General features: G+C 70.1%; 19 protein-coding genes. 8 read left to right on the top strand and 11 right to left on the bottom strand.

The window, feature by feature from the left end:
• Positions 1 to 25: 25 nt before the first annotated feature.
• Together cysK and epsC are read left to right on the top strand one after the other, a co-directional pair.
• Positions 26 to 961, top strand: a complete 936-nt coding sequence (gene cysK, locus A5767_RS20405; RefSeq protein WP_060650337.1) for a cysteine synthase A — start codon at positions 26 to 28, stop codon at positions 959 to 961.
• Between the two features lie 8 nt (positions 962 to 969).
• Positions 970 to 1548 (top strand): serine O-acetyltransferase EpsC, encoded by a 579-nt coding sequence (gene epsC / locus A5767_RS20400; RefSeq protein WP_019290877.1) that lies wholly within the window; start codon positions 970 to 972, stop codon positions 1546 to 1548.
• A gap of 86 nt (positions 1549 to 1634) precedes the next feature.
• Here epsC and A5767_RS20395 read toward each other — a convergent pair whose 3' ends face one another.
• Positions 1635 to 3083: an aldehyde dehydrogenase gene (locus tag A5767_RS20395; protein ID WP_006552686.1), complete on the bottom strand. Its 1449-nt coding sequence runs from the start codon at positions 3081 to 3083 to the stop codon at positions 1635 to 1637.
• Between the two features lie 74 nt (positions 3084 to 3157).
• Positions 3158 to 3679: a nucleoside deaminase gene (locus A5767_RS20390; RefSeq protein ID WP_064256136.1), complete on the bottom strand. Its 522-nt coding sequence runs from the start codon at positions 3677 to 3679 to the stop codon at positions 3158 to 3160.
• A gap of 110 nt (positions 3680 to 3789) precedes the next feature.
• On the opposite strand from A5767_RS20390, the gene A5767_RS20385 reads away from it, so the two are divergent.
• Positions 3790 to 4206: a hypothetical protein gene (locus tag A5767_RS20385; protein WP_006552684.1), complete on the top strand. Its 417-nt coding sequence runs from the start codon at positions 3790 to 3792 to the stop codon at positions 4204 to 4206.
• A 6-nt stretch (positions 4207 to 4212) separates the two neighbouring features.
• Here the strand turns inward: A5767_RS20385 and A5767_RS20380 are convergent, their stop codons facing one another.
• From A5767_RS20380 to A5767_RS20370, 3 genes are all read right to left on the bottom strand, one after another.
• A complete protein-coding gene (locus A5767_RS20380; RefSeq protein WP_024102052.1) occupies positions 4213 to 4644 on the bottom strand; it encodes a CBS domain-containing protein in 432 nt (143 codons plus the stop codon).
• A gap of 106 nt (positions 4645 to 4750) precedes the next feature.
• Entirely contained in the window at positions 4751 to 5653 is a 903-nt protein-coding gene (locus tag A5767_RS20375; protein ID WP_064853021.1) for an ROK family protein, read from the bottom strand.
• Positions 5654 to 5675: 22 nt separating this feature from the next.
• Entirely contained in the window at positions 5676 to 6431 is a 756-nt protein-coding gene (locus A5767_RS20370; RefSeq protein WP_064853020.1) for a class I SAM-dependent methyltransferase, read from the bottom strand.
• 165 nt (positions 6432 to 6596) lie between these two features.
• On the opposite strand from A5767_RS20370, the gene A5767_RS20365 reads away from it, so the two are divergent.
• On the top strand, positions 6597 to 7826 hold the full coding sequence (locus tag A5767_RS20365) for a glycosyltransferase family 4 protein (RefSeq protein WP_006552680.1): 1230 nt from the start codon (positions 6597 to 6599) through the stop codon (positions 7824 to 7826).
• Here A5767_RS20365 and A5767_RS20360 read toward each other — a convergent pair.
• Positions 7737 to 9488 (bottom strand): hypothetical protein, encoded by a 1752-nt coding sequence (locus A5767_RS20360; RefSeq protein WP_033096314.1) that lies wholly within the window; start codon positions 9486 to 9488, stop codon positions 7737 to 7739. The two genes, A5767_RS20365 and A5767_RS20360, sit on opposite strands and share 90 nt — an antisense overlap.
• Before the next feature lie 42 nt (positions 9489 to 9530).
• On the opposite strand from A5767_RS20360, the gene A5767_RS20355 reads away from it, so the two are divergent.
• Positions 9531 to 10832 (top strand): lipopolysaccharide biosynthesis protein, encoded by a 1302-nt coding sequence (locus A5767_RS20355; RefSeq protein WP_019290885.1) that lies wholly within the window; start codon positions 9531 to 9533, stop codon positions 10830 to 10832.
• A 28-nt stretch (positions 10833 to 10860) separates the two neighbouring features.
• On the opposite strand, the gene A5767_RS20350 is transcribed toward A5767_RS20355, so the two are convergent.
• Positions 10861 to 12096 (bottom strand): DUF3068 domain-containing protein, encoded by a 1236-nt coding sequence (locus tag A5767_RS20350; RefSeq protein ID WP_072740554.1) that lies wholly within the window; start codon positions 12094 to 12096, stop codon positions 10861 to 10863.
• A 246-nt stretch (positions 12097 to 12342) separates the two neighbouring features.
• Here A5767_RS20350 and A5767_RS20345 point away from each other — a divergent pair, with 246 nt between their 5' ends.
• Positions 12343 to 13515 carry an acyltransferase family protein gene (locus A5767_RS20345; protein ID WP_033096313.1) on the top strand — a complete coding sequence of 391 codons (1173 nt, stop codon included), beginning with the start codon at positions 12343 to 12345 and terminating at the stop codon, positions 13513 to 13515.
• Here A5767_RS20345 and A5767_RS20340 read toward each other — a convergent pair.
• The 4 genes from A5767_RS20340 to A5767_RS20330 all read right to left on the bottom strand — a co-directional run bounded on the left by A5767_RS20340 (position 13404) and on the right by A5767_RS20330 (position 19590).
• The gene (locus A5767_RS20340; RefSeq protein ID WP_064853019.1) at positions 13404 to 17690 is read right to left on the bottom strand and encodes an alpha-(1->3)-arabinofuranosyltransferase; all 4287 of its coding nucleotides are present in this window, start codon (positions 17688 to 17690) and stop codon (positions 13404 to 13406) included. The genes A5767_RS20345 and A5767_RS20340 overlap by 112 nt on opposite strands.
• A complete protein-coding gene (locus A5767_RS22835) occupies positions 17671 to 17844 on the bottom strand; it encodes a DUF2613 domain-containing protein (RefSeq protein WP_006552672.1) in 174 nt (57 codons plus the stop codon). The genes A5767_RS20340 and A5767_RS22835 overlap by 20 nt, the downstream gene beginning before the upstream one ends.
• A 140-nt stretch (positions 17845 to 17984) precedes the next feature.
• A complete protein-coding gene (locus A5767_RS20335) occupies positions 17985 to 19067 on the bottom strand; it encodes an isochorismate synthase (RefSeq protein ID WP_006552671.1) in 1083 nt (360 codons plus the stop codon).
• A 55-nt stretch (positions 19068 to 19122) separates the two neighbouring features.
• A complete protein-coding gene (locus A5767_RS20330; RefSeq protein ID WP_019290888.1) occupies positions 19123 to 19590 on the bottom strand; it encodes a universal stress protein in 468 nt (155 codons plus the stop codon).
• Positions 19591 to 19703: 113 nt separating this feature from the next.
• Here A5767_RS20330 and A5767_RS20325 point away from each other — a divergent pair, with 113 nt between their 5' ends.
• Entirely contained in the window at positions 19704 to 20882 is a 1179-nt protein-coding gene (locus tag A5767_RS20325) for a glycoside hydrolase family 3 N-terminal domain-containing protein (protein WP_024102046.1), read from the top strand.
• A gap of 75 nt (positions 20883 to 20957) precedes the next feature.
• Positions 20958 to 21566: a TetR/AcrR family transcriptional regulator gene (locus A5767_RS20320; RefSeq protein ID WP_006552668.1), complete on the top strand. Its 609-nt coding sequence runs from the start codon at positions 20958 to 20960 to the stop codon at positions 21564 to 21566.
• Positions 21567 to 21748: the final 182 nt, after the last annotated feature.

The raw sequence follows: 21748 nt of genomic DNA, 5'->3' as shown, positions 1-21748 counted from the left end.
TGTGTGGCCATGAGGAGGATCGAGCATGAGCAGGATCTACGACAACGTCACCGAGCTGGTCGGACGGACCCCGATCGTCAAGCTCAACCGTCTGACCGAGGGAGCCGGCGCCACCGTCGCCGCGAAGCTCGAGTTCTACAACCCGGCGAACAGCGTCAAGGATCGTATCGGTGTCGCGATCATCGACGCGGCCGAGAAGTCCGGTGAGCTGAAGCCCGGCGGCACGATCGTGGAGGGCACCTCCGGCAACACCGGCATCGCGCTCGCCATGGTCGGCGCTGCGCGCGGTTACAAGGTCATCCTCACGATGCCCGAGACGATGTCCACCGAGCGTCGCGTCATGCTCCGCGCCTACGGCGCCGAGATCGTCCTCACCCCGGGTTCCGAGGGCATGAAGGGTGCCGTCGCGAAGGCCGAGGAGATCGTGGCGAACACCGAGAACGCGATCCTCGCCCGCCAGTTCGGCAACCCCGCGAACCCGGAGATCCACTACAACACCACCGGTGAGGAGATCTGGAAGGACACCGCCGGTGAGGTCGACATCTTCGTGGCCGGAATCGGTACGGGTGGCACCATCACGGGCGCGGGTCGCAGGCTCAAGGAGTACAAGCCGGACGTGAAGGTCGTCGGTGTCGAGCCGGTCGACTCTCCGATCCTCAACGGTGGCGAGCCCGGACCGCACAAGATCCAGGGCATCGGCGCGAACTTCGTGCCCGACGTGCTCGACCGCGAGATCTACGACGAGATCGTCGACGTCTCGTTCGAGGATTCGATCCGTGTCGCGCGCGATCTGGGCACCCAGGAAGGCATCCTCGGTGGCATCTCGTCGGGTGCGATCGTCTGGGCGGCCCTCGAGTTGGCGAAGCGCCCCGAGAACGCCGGCAAGCTGATCGTCGCCGTCGTCTGCGACTTCGGTGAGCGGTACATCTCCACCCCGCTCTTCGAGCACATCCGGGACTGATCGCCGTCGTGGGAATCCTGCACACTCTCCGGGAGGATCTGCAGTCGGCACGCGGCCACGATCCGGCCGCGCGCAGCGACGCGGAGAACGCCATCGTCTATTCGGGGCTGCACGCGATCTGGTCGCACCGCATCGCGCACCGGATGTGGCAGGTGCCCGCCCTGAAGGGGCCTGCGCGGATCCTCGCGCAGTTCACCCGGTTCCTCACCGGCATCGAGATCCACCCCGGCGCGACCATCGGCCGGCGCTTCTTCATCGACCACGGCATGGGCGTGGTCATCGGTGAGACGGCCGAGATCGGCGACGATGTGATGCTCTACCACGGCGTGACGCTCGGCGGCCGGTCGCTGGCGAAGGAAAAGCGTCATCCGACGCTGGGCAACCGGGTCACCGTCGGGGCGGGGGCGAAGATCCTCGGCCCGGTGGTGATCGGGGACGACAGCGCGATCGGCGCCAACGCCGTGGTCACCCACGACGTGCCGGCGGATTCGATCGCAACGGGTATCCCCGCGACCGTCCGGTCCCGCAAGAAGCACGAACCGCTCGTGGATCCGACGACGTACATCGATCCCGCGATGTACATCTGAGGTCGCGTCCTCCCGAAACACGAAAGAGGGGAGGATATGTGCGAGTTCTCCGTCGAGAACGCACATATCCTCCCCTTTTTCCGGGATCAGCCCTCGTAACCGAGCGGGTACAGCACCGACTTGGTTTCGCAGTACGCCTCGACGCCCTCGGGACCGTTCTCGCGGCCGATACCGGAGTTCTTGTAGCCGCCGAACGGTGAACCCGGATCGAATGCGTACCAGTTGATTCCGTACGTGCCGGTGCGCACGCGCGAGGCGATCTCGAGGCCCTTCTCGACGTCGGTGGTGTACACCGAACCGGCCAGGCCGTAGTCGGAATCGTTGGCGATCTTCACGGCCTCGTCGACGCTGTCGTAGGGAATCACGCAGATGACAGGTCCGAAGATCTCCTCGCGGGCGATGGTCATGGAGTTGTCGACGTCGGCGAAGATCGTCGGTTCGACGAAGTAGCCCGTCTCGATGCCCTCGGGGCGACCACCGCCGAGCACGAGACGCGCGCCTTCCTCCTTGCCCTTGGCGATGTAGGACTCGACGCGATCGCGCTGCTTCGCGGAGATCAGCGGACCGAGTTGTGCGCCTTCGGTATCGGGCAGTCCGACGGGGAAGAAGGCCGCGGTCGCGGTCATCTTCTCGATCACCTCGTCGTAGCGCGACCGCGGCGCGAGGACGCGGGTCTGCCCGACGCAGGCCTGACCGGTGTTCATCAGGCCGGACATCACCAGCATCGGCATCGTCGAGTCGAGGTCGGCGTCCTCGAGGATGATCGCTGCCGACTTGCCGCCGAGTTCGAGTGAGCAGCGCTTGAGTCCGCGCGCGGCGATCTCACCGATGTGACGACCCACGGCCGTCGAACCGGTGAAGGTGATCTTGTCGACGTCGGGGTGCGAGACCAGGTACTCGCCGGTCTCGGCGCCGCCGGGCACGAGTGAGAGGACGCCCTCGGGAAGTCCTGCCTCCGTGAAGATCTCGGCGAGGACGTTCGTCGTCAGCGGCGATTCGGGAGCGGGCTTGAGGACCACCGTGCATCCGGCGAGCAGGGCGGGTCCGAGTTTGTTGAGCATCAGGAACAGCGGCACGTTCCACGCGATGACGGCGGCGACGACGCCGACGGGTTCGCGGCTGACGCGGCTGCGACCGAACAGGCCGGTGCGCTCCTCGGTCCACGGGAACGAATCGGCAAGCCCCGCATAGTAGTCGAGTGTGGCCAGGCCCGACGTCAGCTGCATCATCTCGACCGAGGCCGGCGGCTGGCCCATCTCCGCGGTGAGCGAGGCGCCGATCTCCGCACGACGCTCCTCGATGAGCTTTGCTGCCTTGCCGAGGATCTCGGCGCGCTCGCTCGGGGTGGTGCGCGACCACGGGCCTTCGTCGAAGGCCGTGCGGGCGGCGGACACCGCGGCATCGATGTCCTGCGGTCCCGCGACGGGCACGGAACCGACGCGCTCTTCCGTGGCGGGGGAGAACACCTCGAGTCTCTCGTCGGTCGACGGTGCCACCCATCGGCCGCCGATGAACAACTTGTCGTAGTCGGTCATGTCGCTTCCTCACCTGGCTGTGCTCGTGTTGTCGACCGTATTCGTGTGACATCGAACACTAGAACACGTTACAACTATTGACCAGGGGGTGACCAGACCGGACGGGACGGGAAGGCTCGATCCCCGAGATGGCAGCGACGGTGCAGGAGCCGAATCTCCTGCTCGAACTCGGGAACGGGCCCGTCGACGACGGCCTCCGGCACGACCTCGCGGATCGGCAGCGGACGGACCGGTGCCGGCGGCACGCCCATCTCGCCGAGCCACCGGACCAGTTGCTCGGAGGACGCCGCGTAGACGATCCGCCCCAGGCCCACCCAGCCGTGCGCGGCCGCGCACATCGGGCAGTGCTCACCGGAGGTGTAGACGGTGGCGGTGGCACGCCGGTCGGGTTCGAGATGTTCGGCCGCCCACCGCGCGAGCGCGAACTCGGGATGCCGGGTGCGGTCGCCGCCGGCGATGCGGTTGCGGTCCTCGGCCAGGACCGTGCCGTCCGCGTCGACGAGCACCGACCCGAACGGCTCGTCACCTGCCGCGACCGCCTCCTCCGCGAGTTCGACGCACCGCCGCAGATGCTGCAGATCCGTGTCGTTCACCATGGACGTCTCCTTCCTCCCTCGACTGCACAGTAGGGCGGGGGATGAGCCGGGTGGCGCGAATCGGCGACCGTCACCACACTGGAGGGTGCCCAACGGTCAGGAGACATGTCATGGCGGAGAACAATCCGTTCGGGTTCGACCCCGAAGATCTCGACCGCGTGGTGCGGGAAGCCGGTGAGGAACTGCGGGAACTGAAGGACCGTATCTTCTCCTTCCTCGAACCGCCGGTGGCGCCGACGCGCACGCAGCCGCGGCCCGAGACCACCGGTGAGAAGGGCGACGGCGTCTGGGTCGTCTACACCACCGAGGACGACGGCGTGGCCCGCGTCGACCAGGTCCATCGCACCGAACTCGACGCGCTGCGCACGCTCAAGGGCAACACCGACCCGCGACGCTCGGTGCGGTTCCTGCCCTACGGGATGAGCGTGAGCATCCTCGATCGCCCGAGCGCCACCGAGGGCGGTGCCGCAGAGGAGAGTGCCACCGGCGACACCGCTCCCGACGACGCCGCGACCGGCGAGAACTGATCAGTTCTAGCCACCATCGTGGATGTAGGAGGCGAGCTGGTCGCGTTCGGTCTGTAGTTCGTCGATGCGGCTCTTGACCACGTCGCCGATACTGACGATCCCCACCAGCCGAGCGTCCACCACGACCGGTAGGTGCCGGATCCGTTGTTCGGTCATGGTCTCAGCGAGGCTGTCGACCGAATCGGTGGGCAGGCAGGTCGTCACCGTCCGCGACATCAGTTCGTGTGCCGGGGCGGCGAGGATCGACGGTCCGCGTTCGTGCAGGGCGCGTACGACGTCGCGTTCGGTGACGATCCCGGCGACGGTCTTGCCCTCGCACACCACCATCGCGCCGATGTTGAACCGCGCGAAGTCGCCGATGAGCTCGCACACCGTGGTGTCGGGCTCGACCGTGTGCACCGCCGAGCCCTTGTTCCGCACAATGTCAGCAATCCGCATCCGGTACCGCCGATCTGCTCGCAGAGCATCCCGGCGGCCCCTCACCGGTTTCCGCCGGGACTCCGATGTGGTCCTCAGGGTAGGCCGGAAAACCGGGTGTGCCCGGTCAGGTTATCCAGTCGTGACCTGCGGCGACGATCGATGCGCCGGTGAGGGTGCCCAGTGCGCCGAGTTCGGCGGGGACGATCTGCAGGTCCTGCACGAACCGTAGGCGGGCGTGCCGGGCCGCCGACGCGAGCATCGGCCGCCACAGGTGCCCGCCCGATTGCGCGAAGCCGCCGCCGACGACCACGCGTCCCACATCCGTCAGTGCTGCTGCCGACGCGATGACCTGGCCCAGTGCCGTCCCGGCCCGTTCGAGGGCCGCGGCGGCGACGCCGACCCCGGCCTCGGCGTCCGTGGCCAGCGCGACACCGTCGGGGCCTTCCCAGCCGTGGGCACGGGCCCAGCGCACCGCCGACGGGCCGCTCGCCACGGTCTCGATGCAGCCGACGCCTCCGCACGCGCACACCGTCGTGCCGTAGGGCGAGACGACGTGCCCGATGTGGCCGGCGTTTCCGGTGCGGCCGCGCACGATCCGGCCGCCGAGCACGAGACCGCCGCCGATGCCGGTGCCGAGCACGACCCCGAGCAGGTCGGCGACGTCGCGTCCGGCACCGAAGCGCTGTTCGGCGAGGGTCGCGGCCGCGCCGTCCATCACCGGATCGACGCGGGCGTCGGGGAACACCGAACGCACGGCGTCGACGAGTGCGAAGCCGGAGCTCCACTCGGAGATGTTGATCGGGCCGATCGTCCCGGCGTTCGTGTCGACCGGTCCTGCCGCGGCGATACCCACGGCGGTTACCGGTCCCTCGCCGATCTCCGCGACCTCCCGCAACAGTCCCGCGCACGCGCCCCACACGTCCTTCCGGGGAACCGGCACGGATCGGGCTTCGAGCGGGGTGCCGTCGACCGCGGCGACGGCCGCGGCGAGCTTGGTGCCGCCGACGTCCAGGGCCAATGCGGTCATGGCGACGACACTAAGCGACGGGTCAGCGTCGGCGCAGGACCAGTACCAGGTTGCTGGCGAGGAACTCCCGGACGCCGGGCACGTCCACGAGCCACCACGCCCAACTCGGGTGGTAGCGGGGGAAGGCCGCGAGCAGTTCGCCATCGGGTGTCGAACGTGCCCAGCGCAGACCGTCGCTCGCGCCCACGTCGAACAGCGACACCCCGTACCGGTTCTTCGGCTCCCTGCCGTGCTTGCGCGCGTAGCGCCGGGCCGCGTACTCGCCGCCGAAGGCGTGCCACGGACCGGTCTCGTGCCCGCCGAACGGTCCCCACCACAGGGTGTACGACAGCACCATCAGTCCGCCGGGCCGCGTGACGCGCAGCATCTCGTCGGCCATCACCCACGGCGTCGCGACGTGTTCGGCGACGTTCGACGAGAAGCACACGTCCACCGACCCGGTGCGCAACGGCAGCGCCAGGCCGGAGCCGCGGATCGCGCCGCCCACCTGCAGGCCGGCGGCGTGCATCTCCGACGGGTCGGGCTCGATCGGCACGTAGCGCGAACCCACCTCGGTGAACGCGTCGGCGAAGTAGCCCGGTCCGCCGCCGACGTCGACGACCGTGGTGCCCGTCAGATCGGCGCCGGTCAGACCCGTGTAGAGATCGCCGATGAGGTCGACGGTGTCGCGCGCGAGACCGCCGTAGAACTTCTCGGGTGCCGTCTGCTCGAACCGGAAGCTGCCGAGCAACCCCACGGAGCGGCGCAGTGTGGCGCGGCGGGCGAACAGCCGGGTCACGTCGGTGCGGGGTCGGGTCGTCGATGGCACGTCCAGTCACCTTAGTGCGGGCCTCACACTCGTCCCTCACCTGTTGCCGCCCGGCACCCGCTACTGTGTCCCTGTCATCGTCCGAGTCACATCTGCCCGGCCGGGTGGTCGAGTCGACATACAGGGGGTCACCGCGTGCGGGAGGTTCTGCTGCTTTGCTGGCGCGATAGCGGACATCCGCAGGGTGGTGGCAGCGAGCGGTATCTCGAACAGGTCGGGGCGCAGCTCGCGGCGCGCGGCGTCCGCGTCGTCCTGCGGACTGCCTCCTATCCCGGAGCCGCCGAGCGAGACCGGATCGACGGCATCACCGTCAGCCGCGGCGGGGGACGGCTCACCGTCTATCCGCGCGCGCTCGCCGCGATCCTCGCAGGCAGATTCGGTGTCGGCCCCCTCGCCGGTATCCGTCCCGACGCCGTCATCGACACCCAGAACGGCATTCCGTTCTTCGCCCGGCTCGTCGCCGGTGCGCCCGTCACGGTGCTCGTGCACCACTGCCACCGCGAACAGTGGCCGGTCGCGGGCAGGCTGATGGCCAAGCTCGGCTGGTGGATCGAGTCGTCGCTCTCGCCGCGCGTGCACCACCGCAACCAGTACCTCACCGTCTCCCTTCCGTCCGCCGACGAACTGCGCGCTCTCGGGGTCGACCGGGAGCGGATCGCGGTGGTCCGCAACGGTGTCGACGCCGTTCCCGCCGGTGTCGCGGTGGGTGGCGACGACACGCGCACGGCCCACCCGAGCGTGTGCGTGCTCTCGAGGCTGGTGCCGCACAAGCAGATCGAGGACGCCCTCGCCGCGGTCGCGGCGCTGCGCGGCACCGTCCCGGGTCTGCATCTCGACGTCATCGGCGGCGGCTGGTGGGAGCAGAACCTCCGCGATGCGGCCGCCGAACTCGGCATCGGCGACGCCGTCACCTTCCACGGCCATGTCGACGAGCAGCGCAAGCACGAATTGCTCTCCCGCACCTGGATTCACGTGATGCCCTCGCGCAAGGAGGGGTGGGGACTGGCGGTGGTCGAGGCCGCCCAGCACGGTGTGCCCACCATCGGTTACCGCAGCTCCAAGGGATTGACCGACTCGATCATCGACGGCGTGACCGGTGTGCTCGTGGACTCGCCCGCCGAACTGACCGCCGCCGTCGCCGATCTGATCGCCGACGCCGACCGTCGTCGTCAGCTCGGCAACAAGGCCCGCATCCGCGCGGGCGAGTTCTCGTGGGAGGCCACGGGAGAGGGCGTGCACGAGGTCCTGTCCGTCACGACCTTCGGGCACACCGTCTCAGGACTGTTCCCGCGCGCCGACGAGCCGTCGACGCTCGCCGACCCGCTGCCCGAGCGCGCAGCCAGCGCCGCCGGCCAGTACCAGTAGCCACACGACGTGCGCCCCGATCGCCAGGGCGCGATGGGGTGACGGGGTCGAAGTGACTCCCTCCACCCGGTACAGGCTCAGATCCTCGTCCTGATAAGCGGTCTCGAGGGCTCCGAGCGTGCTCTGCGCGTCACCGAGTTCGCCCGGCGTGCCGTGCTCGACGAGCACCCAGCCCACCCCGCGGGCGGCGAGCGCACTCGGATCCGCGCCGGACAGCAGCAGGGCTTCGACGTCCTCCGCGCGACGACCCTCCCCGGCGACACTGCCCTCGGCGACGATCAGGGTTCCGGTCTGCAGGACGTCGGCGCGCAGCATGCGCGGGGACGGATCGAGCACCGGTACGGGCCCGGAGAAGTCGAAGACCCGGAACATGCCCACGGGCAGCACCGCCACGTCGCCGTCGTCGGCCGTGACGATCTGCGACACCTTCTCCCAGCCCAACGGATAGCGCACGGGCTGCAGTTGCCCGCCCACACCCCACACCAGGTCGGGCAACGCGACCAGCACGGCGGCGATCGCAGCCGCCGCCCACACCGGTTCGGGCGCCACGAAGCGCCGGGCGAGGACGGTCGTGCCGGCCGCCGCGGCGAGCGCGTAGGCGGGCATCGCCCACGCGACCCACTTCTGGGTGTCGCGCAGCAGTCCCGCGCCGGGCACGTTCACCATCGCCCATTCGCCGACGGCGAGTCCCGGGCCGGTCGCGGCGAGGGCGATGACGAGCACCGCAAGGACGGCAGGCACCGCGACCGCGACGATCACGGAGTTCCTACGTCGCCGCCACAGTGCCGGCACCCCGCACGCCACCACCGTGAGCAGCAGCAGGGTGCCCATCAGCGCCCATGCGGTAGTGCGCGAGGTGGGGACGGATTCGGCGTTCCAGATCCCGCCGAGCCCTGCCACCGAACCGATCGTGCCGAGCAGTGGTTCGGCCCGGGCGGCGAAGGCGCGCACACCGGCCGGGTCCGCTTCGGTACCGCCACCGGCGAGCGCAGTCGCGATCAGCCACGGCAACGACACCGCGACACCCAGCGCGAGTGCGCCGCCCACGCGCGGCAGCACCCGCGTCCGCCCACCGGGCGCGACGAGGACGGCGCAGGCCGTCACGATCGCCAGCAGGGCACCGGTCGGGGTCAGCCCCGCAGCGGCCAGGCAGACCGCCAGCGACGCCCAGCCGCCGCGTCTCCGTCGCCGGATCGCGACGGCCGCACAGATCGTCCACGGCAGCGCGGCGTACCCGGCGAGCAGACTCCAGTGGCCCTGCAGCAGCCGCTCGGCGACATAGGGATTCCAGATCGCGACCGTCGCCGCGACGAGCCGGGCGCCGGTTCCGCTCGTCGGCAGCACCACCGCGACCAGCCGTGCCGCACCCCATCCCGCCGCCCACAACGACGCGACGAGCAGCGCCGTGACCGCGACACCACCGTCGACGACGGTGCTCACCCACGCCAGCAGGGCGTCCTGCGGCACCGCGCGGGCGGCGGCGTCGGACAGACCGAGCGCAGAATCGGTGAGGAACGATCGGGGAGTGCTCACCGCGTCGCGGAAGAGCAGGTAGCCGGGGGAGACGAGGAACGGACCGAGCACCGCGACCGTCAGGACGAGGGACCAGACCGCCGGGAGAGCCGCCGTCGTGGACATGCGGGACGACTCCGGGCGGGACATGGCGGCAGAATACGGTGTCGTTCCGGATGGGAGGATGAGCGGATGCCGCGAACACCCCGACCCGCGTCGGAGGGAACCGAGACCACTCGTGGTTCGACGACGGGAACCGCCGTCACCGGCATGACACTGGTGACGGTCGGCGCGATGACCGCGAACCTCGCGTCCTATCTGTTGCACCTGCCGGCGGGACGCTGGCTCGGGCCCGCCGGATACGGCGAGTTCGCGAGCCTGCTCGCCGCGCAGCTCGTCCTCGCCGTGCCGGCACTGGCGTTGCAGACGGTCGTCGCCCGGGAGGCCGTGCACGGCACCGGCGCCGCGGCGCTGCGTCGTCTCGGTTACCGCTGCGCCGTGCTCGCCATCGTCGTCGCGATGCTCCTCGTGCCCGTCGTGGCGTGGGCGCTCGACACGAGTGTCGGCGGGGCGTTCGGGTCGCTCGTCACCGCGCCGCTGCTCGTCCTCCTCGCCGCCGAACAGGGCCTGCTGCAGGGGCGGGGCAGGTTCGCAGCGCTCAGCGTCGTCCTGTCCGCCGCGGGCGTCGCGAAGGTGGTGCCGGCCGTGGCGGTGCTCGCCGTCGGAGGCGGCCCCGGTGCCGCGCTGTTCGCCGGGGCGCTCGGCACGGGTGCGGTCGCGCTGGCCGCGAGTGTGCTCGTGGGCCGGACGTCGGGTGGACGGACGGAACCGGTCCCGACCGCCGGGGCGGTGCTGCGTGCCTCCCAGGTGCAGCTGGCCCTCATCGCGCTCACGTCGCTCGACCTGCTGCTCGCCCGCATGCTGCTCGATCCCGATTCCGCCGGGTTGTACGCGCTGGGGGCGGTGGCGACGAAGGTCGCCTTCTGGTTGCCGCAGGCGGTCGGTGTGGTGCTCTATCCGCGGATGGCGAATCCCGCCCAGTCGGCGGCCGCGGTGCGGTCGGCGCTCACCGTCCTCGTCGCGATCGGCGCGGTGCTCGTCGCCGGCGCGGCGATCTGCGCACCGATCGTCCCGATGCTGGTCGGCGACGCCTACGGGCCGGTGCAGTCGCTGCTGTGGCTGTTCGCACTGCAGGGCGCGTGTCTGGCCGTCCTGCAGGGCGCGCTGCTGTCGGCGATCGCCGGGGAACGTACCCATCTCGCGCTCGTCGCGTGGGTGGGCCTCGCCCTCGAGGCGGTGCTGATGTTCACGGTGGCGTCGACCCTGCGGCAGTTCATCGCCGTCGCTGTCGGTGTGGCCGCCGCGACGGCCGCGGTGGTCGCGGTGCTCGCTCTGCGCGGTGCTGCAGTGGCCCGGTCGTCCACGGACGACGCGGTGACGCCGTCCACCGACGAGTCACCCGCGAACGACACCGCCCCCCACCGGGATCGGTGAGGGGCGGCTCGGTTCGTCTACCGGACGATCACTCCTGCGTCGGAGGCTTCCGCAGATCGGTGCGCGGGATCTCCTGCGTTCGATCCGTCGTCCAATCACGCTGCTGCGCGTTCGGATCGGTCTGGCGCGGGATGACCTCGGTGCGGTCCTCGGTGTGATCGCGCTGCGCGCCGCCCGAATGCGCCGGGCCGACCGTGGTCGTGGCCGGACCTGCCGGGGCGGGACCGCCGGTCGCGGTGGCCGGACGACGGTTGCCGCCACCGCGGATGCCGAGCACGAAGCCGACGATCAGCAGGATGACGCCGAGGATGCCGAGGATGATCGGCAGGGTGCGGCCGAACAGCGAGATGGTGTCCTGGCCGTCCTTGGCCTGGCCGATCTGGTACTCGATCGTCTCCTCGTCGAACGGCAGCGTCACGTTGAGGACCGTCACCTCGGGCTTGTCGGCCTCGCGGGCGTAGTACTGGTCCTGCTGCTCCTGGCCCTTGACGACGACACCGGTGACCGGGTCGACCCACAGGTCGCGGATGTTGTTGTACCAGCGGGTCATCGTGATCGGCTCGTCGCCCTCACCGACACCCCAGGTGGAGGCGGGCAGGCTGAGCTTGTAGGTCGGGACCTCGGGGTCGGCCTTCGAGAGGTCGACCGGCCCGATCTCCTGGCTGAAGTGGTAGACCTTCATGCCGTTGATCTCCTCCTCACCGACGAAGTCGATGGGGAAGTTCTCGCGAGCGTTGATGTCGTAGTACGGGTACGACTCCTGCTGGACGTCGAACGGGAACTTGTACTGCAGTCCGGCGCGGTTGTCGATCTCCACCGGCGGCTTGTCGGCGCTCACCTGGATCGTGCTCACGCGCTCCGGGAACTCCTCCTCCGAGACGGGCATGGAGGTCTTCCGGTCGATCGTGAGACGGTCGACGACGGCCGAGACCAGGCCCGTGTCCCCTTGCATGTCGAGTCGTCGCACGGTCTGGCCTGCCTGCAGCGTCATGACCTCGGCGTTCGAGGGATCCTCGACGGTGACGAAGCGCTGCGCGACGATCGGCACGTCGCGATCGACCTGCGCGTTGCCGGCGAGCAGCTGACGGGAATTGAGGATGTCGCCCGTGCCTTCGGCGACCGTGGTCACCTCGAGATCGAGCGGTGTCGTTCTCAGCTTCCCGAGCGTGTACGTCGGCACGAGAATCGCGATCACCAGGAGGAAGGCCCCCAGGCCCACCAGAATCATTGCCAGTATCCGGCCGGAGCTCGAACGCTCAGCCATGCTTTCTCCTCACTCAACGGTCGTCATCGAGTACCCCCACCGGCAGCAGCAGGGCTGCACGGATCGCCTGGCATCCGGCCCGCGAACACCACGTGAGCTCAGACACTAACAGCCCGGTATGGCAATATGCGCGCCCGCTCGCCGCTGGGATGGATCGGTAGTCGATCTTCGTCGCTGCCGGGATCGTCCCGTTCCGGGTGATCCTGCTCTGTCCACCGCCCCCGCGACACGGCACACTGGTGCCCGATGACCACTACCACCGACCGGAACCGCAGCATGAGCGGATTCCTTCCGGCACTCGAAGGAATGCGCGGTTTCGCCGCAGTGGGCGTGTTGATCACCCACGTCGCGTTCCAGACCGGCGCGGTGCACGACTCGGTGATCGGCCTGGTGTGGGCGCGGTTCGACCTCGCCGTCGCCCTGTTCTTCGCCCTGTCCGGTTTCCTGCTGTGGCGACCGCACGCCGCCGCGGCCCGCGCGCTCGGTCCGTCCCCCTCGACGACCCGCTACTTCCTCTCCCGCGCGACCCGCATCCTCCCCGCCTACTGGACCGTCGTGATCCTGGTGCTGTGGTTGCTGCCCGGCGCGGGCGGCGGCGCGACGGTGTGGTGGTCGAATCTCGCGCTCGTGCAAGTGTTCGTCCCACTGACCCTCACCGAGGGCCTCACCCAGATGTGGAGTCTGTCGGTGGAGGTGGCCTTCTATCTCGTGCTGCCGCTGCTGGCGCTGGCGGTGAGCGGGCTGCGCGGGGACGCCGCCCGCTACCGCGTCCCGCTGCTGCTCGCCGTGAGCGCACTGTCGCTGCTGTGGGCGTGGCTACCGGTCGGCACCCCCGACCACATCAACCACACCAACTGGCTGCCCGGCTACCTGCCCTGGTTCGCGGCGGGAATGATCCTCGCCGAACTCGTCACCGGCCCCGAGACGTGGATGCACCGCTTCGCGGCGCGGCGCACGGTGATGGGAGCGATCGCCGTCGCCGCCTTCGCTGCCGCCACCACCCCGCTGGCCGGACCGGAGACGCTCACCGATCTCGCACCCACCGAATATCTCGCCAAGATCGCCCTGGGCGCGATCATGAGCTTCGCCCTGCTCGCCCCGCTGACCCTCGCACCGCGCCGGCAGCACCGCGTCCTGGCGAGCCCGGCCGCACTGGCCGTCGGACGCTGGTCGTACGGCGTGTTCATCTGGCATCTCGCGGTGCTGTCGATCGTCTTCCCCGTCTTCGGGATCCCGGCTTTTGCGGGGCACTTCTGGTTCGTCCTGACGGTGACGGTCGTGCTGAGTCTGGCCGTCGCGTCCGTCAGCTACGCCCTCGTCGAGGAGCCGGCGCGGGCCGCCTTCCACCGCTGGGACAAGGCCCGGCGCGGTACCGCCGCCAGGCCCACCGCGACCACGCCGACGAGCGCCGCGAACTGAATCAGGAACGAGTGCCCGACATATCCGTCGGGTGATCGCCACGGCCCGGTGGACAGCAGCGCCATCGCCAGCATCGTCGCGCCACCCGCGGTGCCTACGAGCACACGCGACGCCAGGACGGGGCCGTGGCGCACCGCGAGCGCACCGATCCCCACCGCGCCGGCGACCGCGACGGCGGCACCGGCCCATCCCGCGAGGAGCGTCGCGGCGACCAGCACACCGGTCAGCGCGAGAACCGACGAACCCCAGGTGCGCGGCATCGGACCCGGATCTTCGACCCGCCGCCGCGGCCACACGGCCGCCGCGAACAACGGGACGAGCAACAGCAACCCGCCGAAGATCCCGAGCCGGTACCAGCGGTCGGTCGCGAACTCGAGTGTCAGCGTCTGCTCCGGCCCGGCCGGCACGATCCAGCCCTGCTGCCAGCCGTCCACGACGACCGGCGTCGCCACGGCACCGTCCGGGGTGCGCGCCACCCAGCCGACGTTGGTGCTCTCGGGCACCACCACGAGCCGGTCCTTGTCGCCCGCCGGAACCATCACTTCGCGCAGGTTCTCCGTCCAGCGGCCCTTGTCGAGTTCCGTCGGCTCCGCGACGGGCGCGTCGGGACCGGGGACGTCGAGCCGAAGGCCCGAGACGACGAAGGCCGCACCGGGATCGACGTCGATGTCGACCCGGCCCGGGTTCATGCCGACGACGTCGGTGCCGCACAGCGTCGCGGGGACCTCCACGCCCGCCGCGAGATCGGCGACCCGCGCGGTGAGCGACGTGCGGTAGCTGCGTCCGTCGATCTCCACGACGGGTCCGCGCTCGCAGTCGACGGTCACCGTCTCGTCGTAGACGGATCCCTGTGCCCCGATCGGCCCGTCGTCGCCGAGCACCGACACCTCGGCGAGCCCGGGCGGGGTGAGTTTCGAGAAACCCAGCACTGTGCGATCGAGGGTGTCGCGCCAGTGCACCACGGTGAGTTCGATCCGGTCCGTGACGTGCGGGGTCAGATCGACGATCGTGTCGTCACCGTCGAGTTCGCGCACCTGCGGTCCGTTGCCGAGATTCACCGCGACCCGCGACGGCGCAACCGGCAGCGCTCCCAGCGCCGTCCTGATCTCCAATCCCGTGACGCGTTGTTCCTCAGGAAGCTCCAGCGTGAGCGACGGCCGCGGCGCACCCGCTTCGAGCGAGCTCTCCTCCGCGGTCCACGACGTCCGCGGGTCGCCGTCGGTGAGGGCGAACGCCGAGCCATGCAGGTCGACGACGTCGGCGTCACCGCGCGCGACGACCCGATCCGAACGGTCCGCGAGGTCCTCGAGCGCCGGCCCGGGGCGCGCGCGCAGGAGCAGTTCCGGGCGGACCCAGGTCTCCTGCGGCACGTCCAGGGTGCGGGTGAACATGCCGGGTTCCTCGGCGGAGGTGGCGAGTCCCCGCGCGCAACGGACACGGTCGTCGGTGTCGACGCAGCTGCCGCGGCCGGGGAATTCCTGGCCGAGCTGCCATCCGCGTACCGCGGCGTCCTCGACCGGGCCCGGCACCACGATGCGGCGACGGATGTCGATCGGGCGTGGTTCGTTCCGGTCGGTGAAGTCCTCGACGACCACCTCGGTGAGACCGAACTGGTTGCCGACCGTGCCGCGTTCGGTGTGCACGGACGTGATGCGGATCCACGAGGTGGTGCCCAGCGGCAGCGCGACCGTCTGTTCGCGTCCCGGTTCGTCGACGCGCACCGCCGTGCTGCCCCGGTCGGTGGACACCTCGAGCCACTTGACGGGATCGCCGAGAGCACCGGAGCTGGTCGTCAGGTGCAGCAGACCCGCTTCGATCGGCCGGTCGAGGTCGAGCTGCAGCCACTGGCCGATCGCCGATTCGAGTCCGTTGCTGTGCCAGCCGGTCGTCGGATCGCCGTCGACCACCGCGGCCGGGCTGCTTGCGACCGACGTGCCACCGAGCTGGGTGGCATCCGACGCCGCGCTGGACACGCTGATGCGGGCGCCTTCCCATTCGGCCCGGACGAGTTCGGTGTCGGGCACCGGATAGTCGGGGACGGCGTTGTGGGTGCGACGCGGGTCGTCGGCGGTCCGGATCGTCGACGAATGATGGTCGACCTGCCCGTAGTCCGTCTCGCGGTCCGTCGGGGTGTCGGTGACCGTCACCTCGTCGACGGGCAGACCCGCGCGGGCCGCGTCGGCGGCGAGGAGCGTGGGACCGACGAACTCGGGCTGCGCGGTGTTGCGGCGCAGCAGCGCTTCGGGGCCGCCCTGCACGACCGGCACGTCGGCGATGTCCACGACGTAGGGACCGACGGGTGCCGCGGCGGGTTCGGCGACGCGGTAGATCTCCACGGCCGGATAGGCAGGTCGCAGGTCGGCGTCGGTGACGAAGTCGTCGGGGTTGTCGAAGACGATGTCGTCACCGAACTCGGCGACCCGCTCGATGCCCGGCGAACCGTCGAGCGCGCGATGCACGAGTGCCGGTCGCGCGGCGGGAGAGGTGTCGGGATCGAGGTCGTTGCGCACCACCAGGAAGCCGATGCCCTGACCGCGCAGGGTCGCGGCGAGACCGTCGGACGGGCGGCCGTCGGCGATGTCGCGTTGCACGGCGTCGAGGGCACGGATGGCGCCGGGTGGCACGAGCGGGACGGCGTCGCGCACCGCCCACGGCGTCGATGCGAGTGCCTGCAGCGGTTCGTCGCGGGTGAGCCCCCACATCTGGCTGCCGAACGGCGCGCCGGGAACGATGAGGGCGCGTTCGCCGCGCTCGCTCGTGTTGTCCTCGAGCCAGGCCGCCGTGGCGTGCCAGTGCTCGGGGACCTCGTCGAAAGCGCCGCGCGGAGCGAGCCGCCCGGTCCACGCGAGTGAGGTCGCGAGCGTCATCGCGACGAGGATCAGCGTCGTCACCGCGACCATCGGATTGCGTTCGGGATGCGCGAAGGCGTTCCGGGCACGCGTCCACGGCACCGATCCGGGCAGAGGAACGGCGCGCAGTAGGTGCGCGATCCCGAGCACGATCGGCAGTCGCACGAGCGGCTCGAGCTTGTGGACGTTGCGCAGCGGCGCACCGGCGGTGTCGAGGAACAACCGGACCTGCTCGGCGAACGGCGAGTCGAGCTGGCCGACGTAACCGACGCCCATGCCGACGAGACCCACCACGAGGATCAGGGTGAAACGACCGCGCGCGGGCATCGACCGCATCGCGAGACCGGCGAGACCGGCCGCGGCCAGGGCGCCGGTGACGAGGACCGCGGCCGGTTGCGTGACGAGCACGGCGCCCGCGATGCGTTCGGGGGAGACGAAGGGCGTCCAGCTGCTGGTGCCGCGCAGCACCTCGGCGAGCGACGTCCATTCGGTGGTGACACCGGACGATTCGATGAAGTCGAGGAAGGGCGGACTGACGCGACCGAGCAGCAGCAGCGGCACCATCCACCAGGTCACCGCGACGACGCACAGCGGCAGCCACCACAGGGTGAAGCGCCACCAGCGCCGGTTCGGACGGTGCGCGGCCCACCACAGCGCCGCGACGAGACAGGCTGCGGCGGTCGCGACCGCGTTGATCGCGCCCATGAGCGCCACCGCCACGGCGGACTGCGCGGCGTGCCGGCGGGCCGAGCCCGGATTCTGCGTGTTCAGATACCGCACCAGCGGCAGCAGCACCCACGGCGCCAACATCATCGGATGTGCTTCCGACGAGATGGAACCGAGCGTCGTGAGGACGCGCGGGGACAGCACGAACACCGTCGCCGCGATCAGACGGGAGCTACGGCTCCCGATACCGAGGGCTTCGGCGAGGCGGACGAGACCCCAGAATCCGGCGACGAGCAGCAGCACCCACCACACCCGCTGGGTGATCCACGGGGGGATGTGCAGCAGTTGACCCGCGGCGAAGAACGAGCCGTGCGGGAAGAAGTAGCCGTACGCCTGGTTCTGCACCTGCCCGAGCGGCGCCACACTGCTCCACTGGTGAGCGGCGCGCGTGAGGAATCCGATCGGGTTCTGCGTCAGGTCGTACTTGGTGTCGGCGACGACCAGGCCCGGAACCTGGGCGAAGGACAGGACCACCGCCACCGCGGTGACTGCGTACAGCCACCGGCGGGACAGCGGTTCGGCGGACGGGAGCTCCGTCTCGCCTCGGTACGTGCGTGAACTCGAAGCGTTGCCGGCGCCGTCAGCGGCTGCCGTACTCAACCTGGTTCAGGAGGGACGAATCGGCGTTGCCACTGCGATCGATCTGAGGGCGCGAATTCTCCTGCACAGCGGCCGTTACGCCGAAGACCGCCACGGCGCCGAGTACGGCACCGACGACCACGCTACCCAGGCCCGGTCCCAGGAACTTCCCCATTCCGTCTCCCCATCTCCAGTGACGCAGGCAGTCATCGCCGGCCGCCACGCTGTCTATCGGTCCGCGCCAAACTATCACCCCGGAAGGCGGTGGTGGACGGTGCGAGCCTCCGAGTCGATCTTTACCGTCGCCGCGGTGCGCTAGACGCCCAGTGCGCCGAGCAGTGTGCGCAGTTTCGCGGTGGTCTCGTCGAGTTCGGCGAGGGGGTCGGAGTCGGCCACGATGCCGCCTCCTGCCCAGGCCACGGCGCGTCGGCCGTCGGAACTGAGCTCCGCGCACCGGATGGCGACGAACCAGTCGCCGTCGCCTTGTTCGTCGCACCAGCCCACCGCGCCGCCGTAGAAGCGCCGGTCGCCCTCGACCCGGGAGATGACGTCCAGCGCGGCTTCGGTGGGGGTGCCCGCCACGGCCGGGGTGGGGTGCAGAACGTGGGCGAGGGTGAGCGCGTCGGTGTCGGGGTCGCGGAGGGTGCCGGTGATCGGCGTGGCGAGATGCCAGACATCGGGTGTCGCGGTGAGCTCGGGCTTGTCGGGGATGTCGAGGTCGCTGCACAGCGGGGCCAGTCGCGTGCGGATCCAGTCGACGACGTAACCGTGCTCGGTGAGGTTCTTGTCCGAGGTCAGCAGATCCTCACCGGCGCGGCGGTCCTCGTCCGGATCGGCCCGGCGCGCGGCGGTCCCGGCGAGGGGACGGCACGTGACGGTCTCGCCACGGCGGCTCACGAGCAGTTCGGGCGTCGCCCCGACCAGCGTGTGACCCCAATAGCGTTCGCCCGCCGCGCTCAGATCCAGCGCGTACGTCGCCGCGTCGGGATGGCGTTCGATCATGCGGGCCGCGAGAGCGAGCGGGTCGAGCGGTGCGTCGGCCTCGAGGGCGACCCGCCGGGCGGCGACGACCTTCTCCATCTCCCCGAGGGACATCTGCTCCACGAGCCGGCGCACCCGCTCGACGTGCACGCGGGGCAGTGGCAGTTCGGCGGAGATCCGCACCGGCGGCAGGTCCGACAGGTCGGGCGGGGCCTGCCACGGGCCGTCGAGGATCTCGACGTCGTCGGGCTGCGCGAGGGCCACCGGACGGTGCCGCGAGAACGGCAGTGCACCGACGACGATCGTCGCCTTACCGCTGCGGAGTGCCTGCGTGGCGGAGTGGACGTCGTCGAAGAACCGGCGGGTGCCGGTGGCGTGCACCGAGCGTTCGGTGCGCGAGAGCAGGAATCCGTCCATGGTGGATCGACAATATCCCTGCCCGCACCCGGCGCCGGTGACCCGGTGCGGGGCGTCAGCGACCCGGCGGCACGATCAGGACCGGCCGGTGACTGTGCCGGAGCACGTGATCGGCCACCGACGACTGCAACAGGGACCGCAGACCGGTGGTGCCGCGGGTGCCGGTGACGATGATGTCGACGTCCAGCTCGTCGGCGGCCTCGATGATCGCCGACCACACCGCGTTGACGACCTCGACGGTGCGGCCCTCGGCGTGCAGACCCACCGAGCGGGCCATCTCGAGCCCCTCGTCGTTGGTGATGCGCGCGTCGGACAGGGCGACGTCCTCGCTGTCCTCGTCGGGCACCCAGTCGGGTTGCATGACACCGGACAGGCCGGACATGCGGGCGGCCTGCCGGACCATCGGCTCCCAGGCGGTGACGACGACGGCACGGCACGACTCGAGGAAACGACCCGCATACTGCACGGCACGCTTCGAGTTCTCGGAACCGTCGTAGGCGATGAGGATCAGATCTGCGCCCACCGCGTACCCCCTGGGTCGGATTCGGATGCTCGGGTGCACCTTAACCCGCCGGAGCGTCCCCGGGGGAGGTTCGAGCTGTGGATCCGCGAGGTTCGTCCGCTACCGTCGGCACCATGCGGATCCGTCACACTGTCGCCGCCGTGCTCGCGGTCGCCCTCACCACCGCGGGATGCGGTTCGTCCGATTCGGGCGGCGACGACCCGGTCGAGACGACGTCCGACACCGCGCCCGCCTCGTCCACCACAGCGACCGCCACGACCACCGAGGCGACCGCGGCCGCGACGTCGGCGACCTGCGGCGACGATCTGCTCGCCCGGTTGACGCTGCGGCAGAAGCTCGCCCAGTTGCTCAACGTCGGGGTCACCGGAGCCGCCGACGCGCAGGCCGTCGTCGAATCCGAGCAGATCGGTGGCATCTTCATCGGCAGCTGGACCGACGCGTCGATGCTCACCGACCGTCTCGTGCCGCAGGTGGCCGCGCGGAGCGCATTGCCGCTCATGGTCACGATCGACGAGGAGGGCGGCCGCGTGTCGCGCGTGGGCGACCTGTTCGGGCCCGATCCGTCCGCGCGGGTGACGGCGCAGACGATGACGGTCGACGAGACCTACCGAATGGCGTTCGAACGTGGACAGGAACTGAAGTCGCTGGGCATCACGGTCGACTTCGCGCCGGACGTCGACGTGAGCAGCCAGCCCGACGACTCCGTCATCGGCGACCGCTCGTTCTCCGACGATCCCGAGGTCGTCACGCAGTACGCCGGCGCCTATGCGCGGGGACTGATCGACGCGGGAATCATGCCGGTGCTCAAGCACTTCCCGGGACACGGCTCGGCCTCCGGTGATTCGCACACCGGTGCCGTGACCACCCCACCGATCGAGCAACTGCAGCAGAGCGATCTCGTGCCGTACCGCAGCCTGGTCTCGCCCGAGGTGGGCGTCATGCTCGGCCACCTCGACGTGCCGGGTCTGACCGGCGGGCTGCCCGCGAGCATCAGCCCGGCAGCGGTGGACCTGCTCCGCTCGGGTGCCTACGGCGGCCCCGCCTTCGGTGGCGTGATCTTCACCGACGATCTGTCGGGGATGCGCGCGATCACCGACACCTACGGCATCACCGAGGCCGTCGAGGCCGCGATGGTGGCGGGCGTGAACCAGGCACTGTGGCTGACCACCGACGAGGTGCCCGCCGTGCTCGACCATCTCGAGCAGGTCGTCGCGGAGGGCACGCTCTCACCGGAATGGGTCGACGAGTCGGTACGGACGGTGACACGCGCGAAGGGCGCTCTGGACTGCTGAAATGTCGCAGGTTGCTTCGACCGCAGGCTTCCTACCGTAGAGTAAGAACTTCATTCGAGGAGTCCGGGAGGAGTCATGGCGGGCGGAACCAAGCGACTGCCGCGTGCGGTCCGCGAGCAACAGATGCTGGACGCCGCCGTCGAAGTGTTCTCCGAGCACGGTTTCCACAACACATCCATGGACGCCATCGCGGCGCGGGCGTCGATCTCCAAGCCGATGCTCTACCTGTACTACGGGTCGAAGGACGAGTTGTTCGCGGCGTGCATCGCCCGCGAAGGGCAGCGGTTCGTCGAGGCACTCACACCGGCGGGCGACCCCACCCTCGCCCCGCGTGAACAACTGCGGGTCGCGCTCGAGTCGTTCCTCGGCTTCGTCGACGAGCACCGGCCGTCGTGGATGGTCCTCTATCGTCAAGCGCTGTCGCAGCAGGCCTTCGCGCCCCAGGTGCAGGGCAGCCGCGACCGGCTGATCGAACTCACCGCGCACCTGCTCGAATCGAGCACGCGCGATCCGGAACCCGACACGAACTTCACGATCATGGCCGTCGCGCTCGTCGGTGCCGGTGAGGCCGTCGCCGACCGCATCGCCGGCGGTGAGATCGATGTGCAGCAGGCAGCGGATCTGCTCGAGAACCTAGCGTGGCGCGGTCTCGCGGGACGCAAGCGCTCCGATCAGATGCACTGACCTGTCCCATCGGGAACACCTCGGCCACAAGAATATTCACCACACGAGGGTTCGGGGGGGGGGGGGGGGGGGCCCCCCCCCCCCCCCCCCCCCCCCCCCAAAATAAAAAACCCCCCACCCGGGGGGGGGGGGGGGGGGGAGGGAGGAGGTAAGGGACACGAGAAAGACAAAAATAAAAAAAA

The organism is Rhodococcus sp. 852002-51564_SCH6189132-a (assembly GCF_001665495.1).
In the GTDB taxonomy this organism is placed as follows: domain Bacteria; phylum Actinomycetota; class Actinomycetes; order Mycobacteriales; family Mycobacteriaceae; genus Rhodococcus; species Rhodococcus pyridinivorans.
Note: the sequence above shows the minus strand (reverse complement) of the source record. Positions and strands in the feature narration are given on the sequence as shown.